At 48.8% G+C, this 15,607-nt stretch carries 15 protein-coding genes; 9 read left to right on the forward strand and 6 right to left on the reverse strand.

What is annotated here, in order from left to right; genetic code table 11:
* The first annotated feature begins 11 nt into the window (after window positions 1-11).
* The 4 genes from ACQ4MZ_RS20390 to ACQ4MZ_RS20405 are packed head-to-tail and all read left to right on the forward strand — an operon-like array spanning window position 12 to window position 3,752.
* A complete protein-coding gene (locus tag ACQ4MZ_RS20390; protein ID WP_430847917.1) occupies window positions 12-746 on the forward strand; it encodes a hypothetical protein in 735 nt (244 codons plus the stop codon).
* Window positions 747-788: 42 nt separating this feature from the next.
* On the forward strand, window positions 789-1,727 hold the full coding sequence (locus ACQ4MZ_RS20395) for a hypothetical protein (protein WP_430847919.1): 939 nt from the start codon (window positions 789-791) through the stop codon (window positions 1,725-1,727).
* Window positions 1,728-1,771: 44 nt separating this feature from the next.
* Window positions 1,772-2,356, forward strand: coding sequence for an RNA polymerase sigma factor (locus tag ACQ4MZ_RS20400; RefSeq protein WP_430847921.1), 585 nt, complete (start codon window positions 1,772-1,774; stop codon window positions 2,354-2,356).
* Window positions 2,343-3,752: a hypothetical protein gene (locus ACQ4MZ_RS20405; RefSeq protein WP_430847923.1), complete on the forward strand. Its 1,410-nt coding sequence runs from the start codon at window positions 2,343-2,345 to the stop codon at window positions 3,750-3,752. The genes ACQ4MZ_RS20400 and ACQ4MZ_RS20405 overlap by 14 nt, the downstream gene beginning before the upstream one ends.
* A gap of 56 nt (window positions 3,753-3,808) precedes the next feature.
* Here ACQ4MZ_RS20405 and ACQ4MZ_RS20410 read toward each other — a convergent pair whose 3' ends face one another.
* Window positions 3,809-4,198: a winged helix-turn-helix transcriptional regulator gene (locus tag ACQ4MZ_RS20410; protein WP_430847925.1), complete on the reverse strand. Its 390-nt coding sequence runs from the start codon at window positions 4,196-4,198 to the stop codon at window positions 3,809-3,811.
* A gap of 98 nt (window positions 4,199-4,296) precedes the next feature.
* Here ACQ4MZ_RS20410 and ACQ4MZ_RS20415 point away from each other — a divergent pair, with 98 nt between their 5' ends.
* The 3 genes from ACQ4MZ_RS20415 to ACQ4MZ_RS20425 all read left to right on the forward strand — a co-directional run bounded on the left by ACQ4MZ_RS20415 (window position 4,297) and on the right by ACQ4MZ_RS20425 (window position 6,920).
* Window positions 4,297-5,037, forward strand: a complete 741-nt coding sequence (locus tag ACQ4MZ_RS20415; protein ID WP_430847927.1) for an SDR family NAD(P)-dependent oxidoreductase — start codon at window positions 4,297-4,299, stop codon at window positions 5,035-5,037.
* A gap of 73 nt (window positions 5,038-5,110) precedes the next feature.
* The gene (locus tag ACQ4MZ_RS20420) at window positions 5,111-5,710 is read left to right on the forward strand and encodes a Crp/Fnr family transcriptional regulator (RefSeq protein WP_430847929.1); all 600 of its coding nucleotides are present in this window, start codon (window positions 5,111-5,113) and stop codon (window positions 5,708-5,710) included.
* A gap of 82 nt (window positions 5,711-5,792) precedes the next feature.
* Window positions 5,793-6,920 (forward strand): NADH:flavin oxidoreductase, encoded by a 1,128-nt coding sequence (locus ACQ4MZ_RS20425; protein ID WP_430847931.1) that lies wholly within the window; start codon window positions 5,793-5,795, stop codon window positions 6,918-6,920.
* 13 nt (window positions 6,921-6,933) lie between these two features.
* Here the strand turns inward: ACQ4MZ_RS20425 and ACQ4MZ_RS20430 are convergent, their stop codons facing one another.
* The 3 genes from ACQ4MZ_RS20430 to ACQ4MZ_RS20440 form a co-directional block, all read right to left on the reverse strand.
* Window positions 6,934-8,877: a M56 family metallopeptidase gene (locus tag ACQ4MZ_RS20430; protein ID WP_430847933.1), complete on the reverse strand. Its 1,944-nt coding sequence runs from the start codon at window positions 8,875-8,877 to the stop codon at window positions 6,934-6,936.
* 20 nt (window positions 8,878-8,897) lie between these two features.
* Window positions 8,898-9,257, reverse strand: a complete 360-nt coding sequence (locus tag ACQ4MZ_RS20435; RefSeq protein ID WP_430847935.1) for a BlaI/MecI/CopY family transcriptional regulator — start codon at window positions 9,255-9,257, stop codon at window positions 8,898-8,900.
* 86 nt (window positions 9,258-9,343) lie between these two features.
* Window positions 9,344-9,991: a response regulator gene (locus tag ACQ4MZ_RS20440; protein ID WP_430847937.1), complete on the reverse strand. Its 648-nt coding sequence runs from the start codon at window positions 9,989-9,991 to the stop codon at window positions 9,344-9,346.
* Window positions 9,992-10,462: 471 nt separating this feature from the next.
* Here ACQ4MZ_RS20440 and ACQ4MZ_RS20445 point away from each other — a divergent pair, with 471 nt between their 5' ends.
* Window positions 10,463-11,092 (forward strand): response regulator, encoded by a 630-nt coding sequence (locus ACQ4MZ_RS20445; protein WP_430847940.1) that lies wholly within the window; start codon window positions 10,463-10,465, stop codon window positions 11,090-11,092.
* A gap of 129 nt (window positions 11,093-11,221) precedes the next feature.
* Window positions 11,222-11,854 (forward strand): response regulator transcription factor, encoded by a 633-nt coding sequence (locus ACQ4MZ_RS20450; RefSeq protein WP_430847942.1) that lies wholly within the window; start codon window positions 11,222-11,224, stop codon window positions 11,852-11,854.
* Between the two features lie 29 nt (window positions 11,855-11,883).
* On the opposite strand, the gene ACQ4MZ_RS20455 is transcribed toward ACQ4MZ_RS20450, so the two are convergent.
* Entirely contained in the window at window positions 11,884-12,600 is a 717-nt protein-coding gene (locus ACQ4MZ_RS20455) for an outer membrane lipoprotein-sorting protein (RefSeq protein ID WP_430847944.1), read from the reverse strand.
* Window positions 12,601-12,679: 79 nt separating this feature from the next.
* Window positions 12,680-15,241: a TonB-dependent receptor domain-containing protein gene (locus ACQ4MZ_RS20460; protein ID WP_430847946.1), complete on the reverse strand. Its 2,562-nt coding sequence runs from the start codon at window positions 15,239-15,241 to the stop codon at window positions 12,680-12,682.
* Window positions 15,242-15,607 lie beyond the last annotated feature (366 nt).

The following is a 15,607-nucleotide window of genomic DNA, read 5'->3' on the forward strand; positions in this document are numbered from 1 at the left end:
ATGAATTTGAGATGATGAAGCATGGAAAAGCCGGTCGCGGACGGCGGATCAGGACATGCATAGTGAACAGCCTCCTGTTTGCGACGCTTTCACTGTTGTCCTGTGATACGGAGAGTGAAATAAAACCGGAGCCGAATCCGGGACTAACGAAGGCCGAGTTTCTGGGCAGGATGACCGTGCAGGAAAGGTATTGGCGTATCGAAGAAATATCCCGCCAGGAGGAGGACCAGATTGCCACGCTGAATGTGAGAGAGAAAACGACGTTGCTGAGCAACCATTACCTGAATGAAGTAATTCCGTTCGTGGCAGTGCAGTTTGGCCGGGGCTACTACGGAAAAGGGACAGTAACCGAATCACAAATGACCGGTGCATACGGCAAAGTCCCTTTTGGCGAATTTCAATGTGTTTTAATGCTGAGATCGACGAAAAAAAGCGGTGAATGGAGCTGGGACAATGAACGCAAAATGATGAAACTGCCCTTACCCGAAAGCATTCAGTCGCTTGTAGCAGCGATGTCCGGCACCGATTGGCAACCTGATAGCGGATATGTAGCCAGCGAACCTGCCCCATTGTTCAGAGGAGTGGAGGAAGCTCGCAGGGCAGCCAGCCCCGAGCGGATCAAGATCCTGGTGGAGGAGCAAACGGTACAGGGAAAAATCACTTACGCTTTTATTATGCGCGCTGCCTGGTTGACGGACGTCGAAACACGAGATGCGGAGCACAAATTTGGAGTATCCTTATATTAATTAAATAAACTGGCACCCCGGCGATCAAAATCATTTGATGCTATGAATGAAAGAATGTTTACTTACAGATTACTTCTTTTAATTGTTCCCATCCTCTTTCTGAACGGATGCAGCGATTACAGAGATCAGCAAGTGATTCCGCCTGAAATATTGCCGGAAGCGATTATCAAGGTGATGTCGAATGCATATCCGGATGCAACGGACGCTACATTCCAGGCAATTGAAAAAGACAAGCTGTATGAAGTCTATTATAAATTGAAGGGTGATCCTTTTTACGCCGCATTAAATACCAAAAAGGTATTAAGTGTTTACCGTATGCATGGTGCACTGCCTGATTCGATGAAGCGGGCGCTTCCTTCGAAGAACATGAACGGGGGAGTGGCTGAGGCTTATAAAGAGCCTGAAATTCAGTCTGGTAATAGTAGGGCATATAGTGCCAGATACACGTTGAATAACCAGGTCTATTTGTTGAGCTGGCTCCAATACGATCTTCATAATCCCCAAAAAATGTCAATTACATTGGAGCCTTATATCAAGTTTTCGTATACGATCGGCAAAGATGAATTGATTGTTTTACCCGGACCTGTGGTCAGTTTCCTGGAAAGGGAAAAGCTGAGATTTGCGGCTGCAACGATTAATATTAACGACAAGAATGAAAAAATATATGAGGTAAATGCCCGTACCGCATCGAGTACCAGCTATGACTTTACTTTCAATGCCGCGGGAAAGCTTACCAATACGATTTATAGGGCCGAAGCATTTTATTATAATATTGATGAATACCCTGAAAAAATACAGAACTTTGTAAAGAACTCGTGGGTATTTTCTTCCATGAAATTACTGGAAGGCTATAAATTTTCAGACCCGATTGGGACAGGTTATGGGATGATTATGCAGGGAACGGATGAAAATTGCCGGTTCACTTTCGATCAGGATGGCAACTTCGTAGATATGAAGTACCAGTCTGTGGTTGATCCGTGAACGAGAAAAAATTGTTTCAACGATACACTTCATAACCCTTCTGAATGACATTTTTCCGCAGCAAGAAATACGGTTCGCTGGCCGATCTGGTTCGGGCATGTCAAGCCGGCGACGCCAGGGCGCAGACGGCATTCTATGAACGGTACAAATCCAGATTGCTGGGACTCTGCCTGCGTTATGCGAAAACAAAGGCAGAGGCGGAGGACATATTTCAGGACGGATTTATCAAGGTTTTCAAGAGCATCAATGATTTGAGGAATGTGGAAGTGATTGATGCGTGGGTGAAATCGGTGGTTATCAGGACGGCGATTAATTACTATCACCGGACTACAAAAGAGCAGCAGCTGCACTCAAATCTCGAAGATTTTCAGCGGGAGATTGATTCGGGAGATTATGGAAAGATTATCACTCAGATTGACATGAATGTGCTGCTGAATGTGATCAACACATTACCGGATGGCTACCGGATGATCATCAACCTGCATTTGATAGACGGTTATACTCACAGCGAAATCGGAGAGATGCTGTCCATTGCCGACAGCACGTCCCGCTCGCAATTTTTAAGAGGAAGAAATTTGTTAATGAGGAAGTTACAGGAAAAAGGAATTACGCAATATGAAATCTTCTGACGAGCGTATCGACGAGGAGTTGCGTAAAGCTCTCCGTGAACGATTCGATAATTTTGAAAGACTGCCTGATCCGACTCTTCGGGAAAAGATTTTCCAGGGGCTTGGTGGCGGAACCAGCATGGTGCAAACGGGCCTCGTCGCGTCCTTGCTGTTACTCATTGCGCTCACGGCTACCGTGTACCTGGTATCCTATTCAGTGGAGAAAAAAAATGAAGTGGTAGCAGGCGCAAAGCAGGTAAAAAGGGAGTTTTCCAATGCCCTGACTGCGGTCTCCCCAAAGCCGGCACGGCAAGAAGAGCGGCCAGAGCTGAAACCTGCTGCTATAAAACAGGAAGTTCGATCGGTCAGCGTCGATCTGGCAGAACCTCATCCAGAATTGTCTGTTGAATCCGGTGATGTGGGCAGAGCCGGAGAAGTTGTACAGGTTGGTACTTCACGCGCCACCCGCCCGGCCGCGCAGTCGTATAGATACAAACGGGAGGATGTTGTGAAACGGATCGAAGCGGTCCGGCGGAAAGGATCGCCGTTTGGTTCAGTTTGGGTAAGAAATAAGGACATTTCACCGGCCGATAGAGAGTTCCTGGAATCGGCAATGACGAAAGCAGATTTTGGAAATGTCTTGCCGGACAGTGCGGCAAGCATTGAAGACGATATTAAAGAACTGGAAGGGCCGTCGTTGGCCGATCAAGACATCGGGGTGCTGGATCACAGGCCATTGGCCCTTCCAAAATATAATTGGCAGCCCGACAGCCTCATAACGCCTGGAGAACCGCAAAAGCGCTATGAATTTCTGTTCAGAGAACACTGGAGTTTTATTGCGGGGTTTACGCCGTTGCGTACCTTCCAGATTCTGACGGTCCGGCCGGGGAATGGGGTTGTTTACCAGAATTTCGTTTTGCCTGCCAAAATCTCGGCGCAGACTGTCGGTTACAAATTTTCGGCCGGGGTAGAGCGGAAGGGATTTCAGTTGTTGCTCAATTATGGACAATTCAAGCAGTCGTACAGGTATGAGATCGCCACCAGCGAGTTTGCTGTGGGGCCGGATCTCACCGGAAACTATGAAGTGGTGCGAAAAGGCATTCCGCAGGAGGAGAACAGTACGGTCCGTTTGGTGGGAATGGCCGTTAAAAAACATACGGTACGCCGCTCGCATTTCCTGCGTAACTATTTCGGGGATTTCGGTGCGGAATTCAGCCGGGATCTTACTTCCAGGAAGAACATGGTCTGGGTGAATGCGGGCTTTGGAAAGGAACTTTTTGCGGGAAATAATGTGATCATGACCGTCGGCCCGTATTTCGAATACAGCCTTTCAAAGCTACGCAATCCTGACAACCCCTTCAAAATACAGCCCTACCAGATAGGGCTTTCTGTCGGCTTACGGTATACAAAAAAATAAGCCGGTGCGCCTTGTGCCGGAATGCTCGCCGCGCAATCATGCACGGCAAATGCGTGTTATTTGATGGTTAGTATAGGACAACGCACGCGTTTTTTGTCCGAGCCCGGCCGGTTCTCGGCGCCCCAGTCGGTAAGGATATTGATTACCGGTTCGAGGCTTTTTCCCAGATCGGTGAGTTCGTATTCCACACGCGGCGGGACTTCCGGATATACTTTGCGGCTGATGAGCCCATCGCTTTCCATTTCACGGAGTTGGAGGATGAGGATGCGTTCCGACACGGCCGGCAGGCTGCGGCGGAGATCGCTGTACCGCATAGCGCCATTCGCTAGTCGCCATAGGATCGATGGTTTCCAGCGACCACCGATCAGGTCCAGGGTATAAGCCATATCGCAATTTCCATTGATCAACATTTCGTTTTCAAGGTTCGTGGAGCTCTGTTTTCGCATAACTTACATTTATGTTAGTACTTGATAATTATGTTAGTACCTGTAAAATTACGAGTAGGTAGATAGTTTTGCAATGAAATCAAAACCAATTCATCATCATGCAAAACTTGAAAGACAAAGTCGCATTCGTAACAGGCGGAAGCCGGGGTATTGGAGCAGCCATCGTGAAGAGGCTTGCGGCAGAAGGAGCGAAGGTGACTTTTACGTACGTCAACGGTAAAACCCAGGCAGAAGCCCTTGTGAAAGAACTATCAGAAAAAGGTCTTATTGCCGTAGCCCTGCAATCCGACAACGCCCGGGAAGGAGCCGTTTCTGCGGCTATCGACCAGGCTATTGAACATTATGGTAAGCTGGATATCCTTGTAAACAGTGCCGGCGTGTACGTAGGCAAGGCATTCGAGGAGCACACTACGGAGGATTACGATTATGTGATGAATGTCAATGTCAAATCCGTGTTTGAAGCATGTCTCACGGCTTCCCGTAAAATGGAGCAAGGTGGACGTATCGTAACGATCGGCAGTTGCATGGCAGACCGCGCGGCGGTACCGCAGGCGACCCTGTATGCGGCGAGCAAATCGGCATTGTCGGGCTTTACGCGCGGGCTTTCCCGCGACCTCGGTCCAAAAGGCATTACCGTTAACCTTATTCAGCCGGGTCCGGTGGATACGGATATGAACCCATCGACATCGGAATTCTCGGATTTTCAGCGCGGTATGATGGCGATTCCGAAATATGGCCGTCCCGAGCACATTGCGGATGCGGTAGCATTCCTCGCCAGTCCAACCAACAGCTACACCACCGGGTCGGTAATCACTATCGACGGCGGCACGTTAAGCTGATTTCAGGTCATGCCGGTAGGATCGGACGGATTAGTTTCCAATATTTGCTGCCGACATCAGGCTGTGAAAACCATTGGAAAAAGACCCGGCATTGCAAAAAATGATCCTCGACCATGTTCTGCGCCGCATTGAGCTCACGGCGGGCGAGCAGGCACATTTCGTTTCCCTTCTGAAAGTTCGCAAGCTGCTTCCGCGGCAGTATCTTGTCCAGCAGGGTGACATATGCCGGTACGAAAGCTACGTTTGCAAGGGCTTTCTGCGTTCTTTTTACATGGATGAGAAGGGCAACGACCATACCCTGCATTTCGCGATGGAAGACTGGTGGATTTCTGATTCCACCAGTTTTCATTTACAAGTACCGGCCACCCGAAATATCGTCGCGCTAGAAGCATCGGTTTTATTACAAATAGAAAAGGACGACCTCGAACAGCTCTACAGAGATATTCCTGCATTCGAACGCTTCTGGCGGATTCTCGAACAAAAGGGCGCTATCGCACAAGACCAACGTATCCTGAATGCCATTTCCATGACCGGTGCCGAACGGTACGAAGCGCTCATTACCAAATATCCCACTCTCGAACAGCGCATGCCCCAGCGGTACATTGCTTCCTACCTGGGTATTACACCCGTGTTTCTGAGCCAGATACGCAAGCAGCTGGCGCAGCGGTCTTAAAAGAGTTTAAGCGCTTTTATTAAAATAGTTATATGTCCCGTCGCTGATCGGGCCGGTACTTTTGTAATCAAAAAAACAAAGTATGGAAACGATCGGCAAAACGATATTCGATAGTATTGAAATACGTGGCAGAAAACTGGCTAACCGCCTCGTGGTGGCGCCTATGACGCGTGTGAGCGCTACACCCGAGGGCGTACCTACGCAGGAAATGGCAGATTATTACGAAGCATTTGCCGCCGGTGGGTTTGGAATGATCATCACCGAAGGTACTTACACCGACGAGTTGTTCAGTAAAACCAACCGCAACCAGCCGGGGATTGCGAATGAGGCGCATGTGCATGGCTGGAAACGCGTGGTGACAGCCGTACATGAGTACAATGTGCTTATTATAAATCAATTGATGCACGGCGGAGCATTGTCGGAAATGACCGGGGAAACGATCGCACCTTCTGCGGTACAGCCGGTGGGGCTACGGGCTACCGATAATACCGTATTCCCCAGCCCGTTTCCCATGCCACGTGCCATGCAGACGAAAGACCTGGATGCCGTGAAAGCAGGCTATGTCCGCGCTGCAATGCTGGCACATGAGGCGGGTTTTGACGGGGTAGAACTGCATGCGGCCAATGGTTACCTGTTCGACCAGTTTATCACGCCGCATACCAACCTCCGCACCGATGAATACGGCGGGAATGAGCGGAACCGGCTACGGTTTTTGATGGAAGTGTATCGGGCCGTGAAGGCGGCATTGCCCGCCGATTTCATCGTGGGCATCCGGGTTTCGGAGAGCAAAGTCAATGATCTCACTTACCGTTGGCCGGGCGGTTCGGAAACTGCGCGGCGAATTTTTGAAATACTTGCCGAAATAGACCCGGATTATCTGCACATCGCGGCGGAAGGCGGGCGCTGGGAGCGCGAATGCCGGTACCCTGATGGAACCTCTTCAAACAGCATTGCCAAAAGCCTGCTCAGATCACCTGTGATAGCGAACGGAGGAATGCACGATATCGCGCTGGCGGAGGCATTACTGAACAGCAACGCGGCCGACCTCGTATCGATCGGCCGCGCGGCCATTGCTTCGCCCGACTGGCCTAAACGGATGGCTGCGGGAGAGCCGGTGGTACCGTTCTTCAAAGAGCTGATCAAGCCTAGCCTCACGCTTGCGCACGCGCGACGTGTGCGGGAGCAATACAACACATCGACATTGTGCTGATCAACATGAGTTGCTATTTGGCAGCGAAATCCGGCCGTTCGAAAACTTCATTCACTGGCCGTGTTTCGATCCACCATATTTCTTTGAGTGATGAATCATAATATTTTGCCAGCGGACCTTTGAGCAGCATAATCCTTTTAATGTCCCGTTTTTCGGGTATCAGGTTACTGCTCGCACCGTAAACCTGTCGGAAGCCGTCGAGGAGATAGGGCTCATTTTTAAGTCTGCCTGGATCGAAGGATTGGGTATCTTTAACTTCGACATTTCCTTTTACCAATGCCGCCGGTGGCGCGTCGCGGTAGAGTGGAAAGGTGAGGTAAGTTATTTCCGTGGAAAGATTACCAGGCCCGAAATTCCGCCTTTCCCGATCTCCGCTCAGCATGTAGGGGTAATTTTTGAAAGCCTCGTTGATTTCGCGCGGGGTCGCTTCCTTGCCGTCGAGGAAGAGTTTCAGCTCCCCTTCATAGCCTATAAGATGCTTTTTGCGGTCGAAATAGCCGCCTTTGTATAGCGTAATCACATCTTTTGACCATCGGTGGGTGTTGATGTAATCCACTCTAAGATCCATCTCCTTTTGATGCGGTGCCAGATTTGCAAACAGGTAGGCTTTGAGCTCCTCCCGGGTGTTCGATAGACTGTAGTGGTCGTAAAATGGCTTTGAATCGACTGAATAAAAGTGATTTAACAATTCTGGCATGGAGCGCTTGCGTATAAAGTAAATAGTGAAGCGTTCTCCGAAGTTAAATCCGCCGTGATATTCTTCGCCGACGTGGTAGCTCAGGTAATGCTCAGGATCTTCATACGTAATATCGTAGGTGTGGCTGACGTCCTTTTCAGGTTTAACAGGTAATTCGGCAAAGTAAAAGCCGTCCTTGTCGGTTTTGATCGTTTTGATGTAGACGCCGTCGTGTGTCACTTCGAGTGGCAAACCGACAATCGGTTCTCCGGTTTCATAAAGCAGGAGCCCGGCCATATGCAGGAGGTTTTGAGGCTTTCTTTTACTTACCTCGACATGCGAACGATAGAAGTTTTTCACCTTTTTCCCGCCAGGGACGTCCCACCTGAACGCCGCCAGGGTCACGGCCAGCAATGGCAAGATAAACAGAAAACATGCCATCAACACACGCGGACTAGCATTTTTGTTCATCATCACGATTCTTTGTTTTAAAGAGTGATAACCAAACTGGTTGACCAAAGAGAACTCAGGACCAATGGCAGCTTTTAAGAGCAGATATTGATAGGCTTTCGTATCCGGGTGATTTTCCAGTACCTTCTGGTCGGCAATGTATTCCAGGTTCTGGCGGATGGCACTACGGATCAGCCATGCGAAAGGATTGAACCAGTTGATAATGCACAGAATTTCGGACCAGATCACGTCCATTGAATGCCACTGCTGCACGTGAATGTATTCATGCAGGATCATGTCCTGCAACTCGTCGGGCTTGTGCAGGTGCGGGTTGTAGAAAATAGACTTTCCGAACGAAAATGGGCTCATGTCAAGGTCGAAATGGAAGATTTTTACGCCGTCGTCTGAAATGAGCCGGGATTGCGACCGGATCCGGAGATAGGAGCGGATGTGTGCCAGCAAGCGCAATGTCATGACCGTCGCACCAACAAGCCAGATGTAAAAAATCCAGTCGTTAGCAGTAAGGGGCGACAACCCGGTGAAAACCGATGGCTCGCCTGGAAGAACCGATGGGAAAGTTGCAGCTTCCGGCTCGGTGATGCGCGTGAGGGCAGGTACGCTTTGCACGAGGACACGCGCAGGAGTGGGCTCGGGAGAGACGAAATGGTTGATGTTAAAAAGCGGGATCAGAAAGCAAAATGCGGAATAGAACCGCAGAAAATGCCGGTTATGACTGTAAAATGTAAGCTTGCGCAGTACCAGGTGGTAAAAAAGGGCGATCACGCCGAGGCTGATCGAAAGTTTGAGCAGGTAATCCGGAAATGCCGACATAGCTAAAAAGGTTTGATAAATCACTTCTTTCCTTCGATCAGACCGATGATTTCCCTGAGTTCGTCGGCTGAAATCTTGTTCTTCTGTGCGAAAAAGCTCACGAGTTCCTTGTAGGAGTTCTCGAAGTAGTCTTTGACGACGTTTCCCATAAACTTTTGCTTGTAGGCTTCCTCGCTAATTACCGGTGCATACAAATAGGCATTGCCGATCAGCCGGCTATTGAGATAGCCCTTCTTTTCAAGGTTTTTGATGGTCGACGCAACCGTCGTATAGGGTGGGACGGGAGGTGTCATAGCCTCCATGAATGATTTTACGCTTCCTTCGCCGGTTTTCCATACCGCGAGCATGGCGTCCTGCTCCTGAGCCGTCAGTTTTTCCATGGTTACGATTTTTTCGTAATTCTACGAATGTTTCGTAGTTATGTCAAATATTATAACTAAAAAATTAATAGATAGTTAACAACTGTCTAAATACCAGGATTTTGACTTTTGTAGAACTGAACTTTTTTGAACATTTCGATCAGTGTCGAAACTTTCAGTTTTTCGAAGATGCGCGCTTTGTAGGTACTGACCGAGCTTTCCGTAAGGTTGAGTTTGATCGCGATTTCTTTCGTCCAATAGCCTTCAATCAGCATGTCCATCACTTCCAGTTCACGTTGCGAGAGGTGTTCGAGCGGGTTCTCGCCATTGGGTTTGTTTTCGAGGGTGTTGCGCAGCAGTTGTTGCTGAACGGCAGTGCTAATGTAGTTACCGACTTCCAGCATGGACAATATCGCCTTTTTGATCTCCTCCTGTGAAGCATTTTTGGAGAGGAAGCCATTGGCACCTGCTTTGATATAATGCAAGGCATAGATCTCTTCTTCGAGGCTCGAAAAGATCATGATCAACACTTTGGGCTGGACTTCCCGGATCCTTGGGATCATATTGAAACCTTCGCCATCCGGAATATTGATATCGAGAATAACCAGGTCTACCTGATTATGAGTGAGTTGGGCGAGTGTCTCACTGAAAGAGCCAGCTTCATGAACGACCACGGGGTTCAGTAAATCGAGAATCAAGAACCGGGTAGCGAGCCTGACAATTGCATGGTCTTCAACCAGTAAGATTTTTTTCATTTTTTAAGGAGGACTTATATTCCGTTTTCGACCGTCTATAACCTTTTGTGACTCAGTGGTTATCAAATAAATACAGTAAATATTAAGTAAAACTCCTATTATTTAATGTAAAACTTATTCAGCGGTCTGTACAAGTTTACAGTTAATTAACCGGTTCGGCAAAAAAAAGTTTTACTATTCGAGACGAAATTTCCGGGTTGGGAAGCGTCCGGATGAGGTTTAAAGTGTATTTCAAGCTCAATTTGAGCCCTCGCTGCTCATTAAGCTTCCAGTCGCTGCAAGTTTTGAATCGAGTTTGTTTGAGTTATATTAGAGAAATTTCTACATTTATATGTAGCGACATGTGTGTAATATTTATTCTTAAATTTACATCTTTGAATTACGAACTAGTTCCAAGTCTGGAACTGGTGAAATTATGACAGTTGCAATAGCGGCTAAATGCCCGGTTTCTGTCAGCCAATCAGCCAATTTATGAATATACTCATTATCGAGGACGAGCCGCTAACCGTGCTGGGATTAAGACAGAAGATCGGTGAAATCAATCCGGTAACGAAGGTCGACAATGCTTCGTCCGTCGACGCAGCCTATGATCTTGCGGGCCGCAATATTTACGAACTGATCATTCTTGACGTCGATATTAAAGGGAAAGCCGGAGCCGGCGTGGTGGAACGGATGAAGACATTATATCCAGGCACGGCCATTCTGGTCATCACAGACCTCGATGAAAGCACGTATGGTCTGCCGTATATGAAGGCAGGTGCAGACGGTTTTTTGTCGAAACTAGCGTCATCGGCACAGTTCGACGAAGCGATCAGGGCAATGATGGTGATGGGAAAATATGCGAGTACTGCCTTACAGCAGCAAATTATTCAGGAAAGTCAGATCAACCGTTCGCTGCGATACGTGAATCCGCTGATGAGTATTTCCGACAGGGAGCGGCAGGTGATGAACCACCTCATTGCCGGGAAATCGACTGGGGAGATTGCAGCCATTCTGAACATCAATAAAACGACCGTCGGGACGCATAAGATGCGGATACTCAAAAAGATGCAGGTTAACAGCCTGATCAAGTTGATCGAGAAAGTTACTATGTTGAGTTGAGCAGATACGCGCGGGGCACATTCGCCGACAGCTAGATATATTTCTACAAATAGCGACAATCTGTCCCTGGTAATATCCCTGATATTGTACGAAATAACATAAACCCTGTCTATATCGGTTAGCACTTCTATGAAATTCTTATGTATTGAAGATCACCCGCTGATTTTGCTGGGGCTTAAAATGGTATTTGCCGAGTTTTACCCGCAAGCCGTTGTGGGTCATGCGGAGACATTTCCGGCCGCGCTCGCGATCCTCGAACAGGAACGTTTCGATCTGGCTATTCTGAACATCGACATTCCCGGCGGCGAAAACGTCAGGATGATGAAAATGCTGCGCGAAAGGCAAGCCGGGCTTCCCATCCTGATCCACTCGGCATTCGATGAGAAAGTCTATGCTCTGCCATACCTGCAGGCGGGGGCCGACGGGTTTATATCCAAACAAGCACCGCAGGAGGAATTCGTGAACGCCGTGCAAGCCATCCTCGACCACGGCCGTTACGTGAGCTACGATGTGCAGCAAATTTTCCTTTCGAGTTTTGCCGACGTTACCGGCCGCATGACGGGCGGTAACCCGATCGTCACGCTCTCGCCCCGTGAGCGGCGCGTTATGCAGCTCATGACCGAAGGCAAATGGACCAAGGAGATCGCCGCGATCATGAACCTGAAAGAAAACACGATCAGCACCTATAAACGGCGCATTTACGATAAAATGGAGGTAAAGGACCCCATCGAATTGTCAAAAAAAATAGCGTTGTTCAGGTAACAACGCTATCGGGCGGGGAGTCGGCAAACCTACTTCGCCGGCTTCTTGAATATCGCCGGATCCACTGGTGTGTTCACTGTTATTTTGTTGGTAATGAAAGACATTGTTCCCATTTGCGGATTGCTGATTTCCATCGTATTCGCAAATTTTACCCCATCTACTTCTTTGTAGTCCGAGAGCGCGATTTCGCCGTCGTTGCCATTCATCGATACTTTCACTTTGGTTACGAGGTAGGTATTTGCATCCACAAATTCATCGATTACCTGGCCGTCGGTAGTGGTGAGTTTCAGGTGGAAAACGTCTTTCTTGTCGACGGATTCCTTGCCCACGAGCTCCACTTTATTGCCTTTCTCTTTATAATTCACCAGGCCGCCGAATGGATCGAGCGAACTCAGTTGTTGTTTCAATTGGTCGGCCGGCATGTCTTCCGGTTCTCCGGTGCCGCCCATCATGGTCGGACGGATCATCCAGCCCTGGCCGTTATCCACCACCTGGATCATCGTATTGCCCATTACAGTAGACTCGTTGCGTACGGATTTGCCTACTACCAGGGTCGTTTTGTTGGGTATTTCCATGCCCTGTACAGCCAGCGAGCGATCGGTGATCACGGTATTTACAGCCTTGATCTTGTCGAGTCCACCCAGGGCGGCGACGTGTTTATCTACGATTTCATCCACAGTCTGCGCGTAAGAGGCGGTAGAGACGAGCGCCACGGCCATTGTCCAAATTAGTTTGTTTGTTTTCATATCGAAGTTTGTATTTGAGTTTAACAGGCTTGTGTAAGTTTCGTTTAATATCGTTGTGCCGTAACCTGGCGGGGCGCGCCTAGCGGGGAGCATTTCCGCCGCCGCCCTGGCCGCCACCGCCGCCTTGTTGTCCGCCGCCGTCGCTTTTCACGTCGTCGTTGTTGACCGACTTGGCCTTTCTTTTCGGTTGCTCCATCGTCATTTTACCAATTTTATAGGTAAATGTCAGACGAAACCCACGGTTGTAAAGGTATACGTCATTGACCTGGTTGAATTGCAAGGAAGTCAATTCGGTATGCATTTTAAACCTTCTGCTCAGGAAGTTTTCAGCAGCGAGACCGAGGCTGGCCTTTTTGTTGGCAAATTCTTTCTTCACACCAATCGTATAGAAACCGAAGCCGCCCTGCTTGCCTTGCAGCTGAATCTGCTGGCCTTGCATGAATCCGAACGCCTGCGCGCCCCAGCCATTTCCGAAGGTAGCCTGCGAGAAGATACCACCGCTGATGTTTATACCGTCATTATCGATTTCCTGCGAAAGTCCGTTTTGTCCGATTGTCTGGCCGGTCAGTTTGGTATAGAATGCATTGGCGAATATCCCGAAGTTGATCTTCGATGTAGCTGCAATGTTGGCGAAAATGTTGGCGCCGTATGCGTGCTGCTTGCCGATGTTCTCGTACGTGGTCACGATCGCGCCATCGAGCGAATCCGAAGGCTGGCGCACCTGTGAAATCGCATTGTTGGTAAAGCGGCCGAAAAATGTCGCATTTACATACGTCTTCTTGATATTCTTGCTCAGGCCGAGTTCGTAGTTGTTGGTTAATTCAGGACGGAGCTCCGGGTTACCGACGGTGATGTTCTGTGGGTTGGCCGAGTTGAAGTTCGGGTTCAATTGTTGGAGACCGGGGCGCTGGATGCGGCGGTTGTAGCCGAGTTTCACGGTTGTTCCTTTAAATGTCTTCGACGCATTCACGCTGGGTACCAGCACGCCATAGTTTCCTACACCCACAACCCCCTCATTGGTGCTTGCGTCGATGAACGTGTGTTCGTACCGCAGACCTCCTTTCAATGTGTAGCGCTTTTTAGTGGTATAAGTATAGGATGAATACGCTGCTGCGATGTTCTGATGGTAGGTCAGGTCTCCCGCGGGCTGATCGGTTTCGGGACGATAGTCACCTGTCGGTTCGGCGATCAGGAAGCTGTACTTGCTTTTTACTTCCCTGAAAATCCCTTTTCCTCCGAATTCGAGCATCTGATTTTTCTTGATAGGCGTCTGGTAATCCGATTGAAGCGTGAACTCCTGGTTAATGCTCTTGTTAAGGTTGCGTTGCCGGGAAGTCAGTTCTTTTTCGATAAAAATATCTGCATCGAAGTCGTTGGTGAGATCGTTGCGGCTGTATAGGGTCGACACGCTCCATTCCTGCTGGGGCTTGAACGTATGCAGATAATCGACATTCACGTCCACGGTTCCCGAAAGGTTGTCTGCTGCGACATTGCGTGCCGAGACCTCATCCGGGTTGCCGGTTTTCATGAGTCGGGTGACGAGGTCCTGCTGGTTCGAGAAGTTTCGCACACCGTATTTCACACCTGCCGTAAGGCTCTGGTTCTTGGCAATGTCATAGTCGAAGCCCAGGTTATAGTTCCCGAAAAGCCCGTGGCTCGAACCGTCGCCGGTCTGGCGTGTGATAGTGGTAATGTCTTTTACGACGCTGGTTTGCTCCAACGACGTTTTGGTAACTGTATTATACATGCCGCGTCCGAACCCGCCGATGGTGAAACCGGCCTTGCCTTTGCGGTAGCCGCCATTCAATGCGAGCATCGAGCCGCGGTTTCCTACCCCGGCGTCGATATTCAGGTTAAGGCCTTGCAACGAGTTCTTTTTAGTGATAATGTTGATGATCCCGCCTGATCCTTCGGCGTCATATTTCGCCGAAGGGCTCGTAATCACTTCCACCGATTTGATCTGATCGGCCGGGATTTGTTTCAATGCATCGGCTACGCTGTTGGCGATAATGGTACTGGGTTTGTTGTTGACCAGCACGCGGATATTCTGACTGCCACGCAGCGAAACGTTGCCGTCGAGGTCTACGGTAAGCAGCGGAACCTTGCGCAGAATGTCGGTAGCATCACCACCTTTTGCAGTAATATCTTTTTCCGCATTGTAAACCAGCCTGTCCACCTTTTCCTCGATTAGTGCGGCCTGCCCGGTAACGGTTACTTCGTTGAGGGTTTTGGTGTTGGAACCCAGACTAATCGTGCCGAGGTCCATATCCTGGCCTTTGGAGAGCTTGATGTTGTCGATCGTTTTATTGGCATAACCAATAAAGGAAATGAGCACCTTATAGTCGCCGGCAGCGAGTTTGTTCAGCGCAAATTTCCCCTTTTCGTCAGCCACGGTACCGTCCACTGCCTTATTGTTGGCTTTGTCGTACAGGGCAATGCTCACAAATTCAATTGGTTTTGATGAAGCTGAATCTACAACAGAGCCGGTTATCTTGGCCGACCCCTTTGGGCTTTGGTCGCCGGCTGTTCCCGGCAGGGCTTTGGGCTGGCTGCTTCCTGTGCCTGGGAATTGGGCAAATGCCGGGGATAGGAGTGAGCTGGCAAGGATGGAAAAAATGAGGAGAATTCTTCGCATTTTCATGGTTTTAGTAAATGACGCAACAAAAATGGTAGCGCACGCGCAAGCCTGAAAGGGAAATATGACAAACGCCGGATTATGAAGGATGGATGAATGGATCAGCGCGATAGATGAAAAGTGCAAAGACGGTCCCAGCTCTGGTCCATGCTGTTGACTTTTTAAGTTAACCCTATGTTTTAGGCAGGATTTATTTACTATTTCTAGTGCTTATGTAGAAATTATGTTAAAAATATTGACACTTTGTACCAATATTTACTACAAAAATGATTTCTTTGTATAACAATAATAAAGTACCCTTCGCGAACTAAGTTCACTGAAAAATCCCAAATCTAATCCGGTGGTGAATTATGATCTTTCAATGGATCTGTG

Source organism: Dyadobacter sp. BHUBP1 (assembly GCF_050587785.1).
In the GTDB taxonomy this organism is placed as follows: domain Bacteria; phylum Bacteroidota; class Bacteroidia; order Cytophagales; family Spirosomataceae; genus Dyadobacter.

What these genes read in the sequence shown, in the direction of transcription:
- ACQ4MZ_RS20390 (WP_430847917.1), top strand. Translation starts at nt 12, where the DNA reads ATGATGAAGCATGGAAAAGCCGGTCGCGGACGGCGGATCAGGACATGC.
- ACQ4MZ_RS20395 (WP_430847919.1), top strand. Translation starts at nt 789, where the DNA reads ATGAATGAAAGAATGTTTACTTACAGATTACTTCTTTTAATTGTTCCC.
- ACQ4MZ_RS20400 (WP_430847921.1), top strand. Translation starts at nt 1,772, where the DNA reads ATGACATTTTTCCGCAGCAAGAAATACGGTTCGCTGGCCGATCTGGTT.
- ACQ4MZ_RS20405 (WP_430847923.1), top strand. Translation starts at nt 2,343, where the DNA reads ATGAAATCTTCTGACGAGCGTATCGACGAGGAGTTGCGTAAAGCTCTC.
- ACQ4MZ_RS20410 (WP_430847925.1), bottom strand. Translation starts at nt 4,198, where the DNA reads ATGCGAAAACAGAGCTCCACGAACCTTGAAAACGAAATGTTGATCAAT.
- ACQ4MZ_RS20415 (WP_430847927.1), top strand. Translation starts at nt 4,297, where the DNA reads ATGCAAAACTTGAAAGACAAAGTCGCATTCGTAACAGGCGGAAGCCGG.
- ACQ4MZ_RS20425 (WP_430847931.1), top strand. Translation starts at nt 5,793, where the DNA reads ATGGAAACGATCGGCAAAACGATATTCGATAGTATTGAAATACGTGGC.
- ACQ4MZ_RS20430 (WP_430847933.1), bottom strand. Translation starts at nt 8,877, where the DNA reads ATGTCGGCATTTCCGGATTACCTGCTCAAACTTTCGATCAGCCTCGGC.
- ACQ4MZ_RS20435 (WP_430847935.1), bottom strand. Translation starts at nt 9,257, where the DNA reads ATGGAAAAACTGACGGCTCAGGAGCAGGACGCCATGCTCGCGGTATGG.
- ACQ4MZ_RS20440 (WP_430847937.1), bottom strand. Translation starts at nt 9,991, where the DNA reads ATGAAAAAAATCTTACTGGTTGAAGACCATGCAATTGTCAGGCTCGCT.
- ACQ4MZ_RS20445 (WP_430847940.1), top strand. Translation starts at nt 10,463, where the DNA reads ATGAATATACTCATTATCGAGGACGAGCCGCTAACCGTGCTGGGATTA.
- ACQ4MZ_RS20450 (WP_430847942.1), top strand. Translation starts at nt 11,222, where the DNA reads ATGAAATTCTTATGTATTGAAGATCACCCGCTGATTTTGCTGGGGCTT.
- ACQ4MZ_RS20455 (WP_430847944.1), bottom strand. Translation starts at nt 12,600, where the DNA reads ATGAAAACAAACAAACTAATTTGGACAATGGCCGTGGCGCTCGTCTCT.
- ACQ4MZ_RS20460 (WP_430847946.1), bottom strand. Translation starts at nt 15,241, where the DNA reads ATGAAAATGCGAAGAATTCTCCTCATTTTTTCCATCCTTGCCAGCTCA.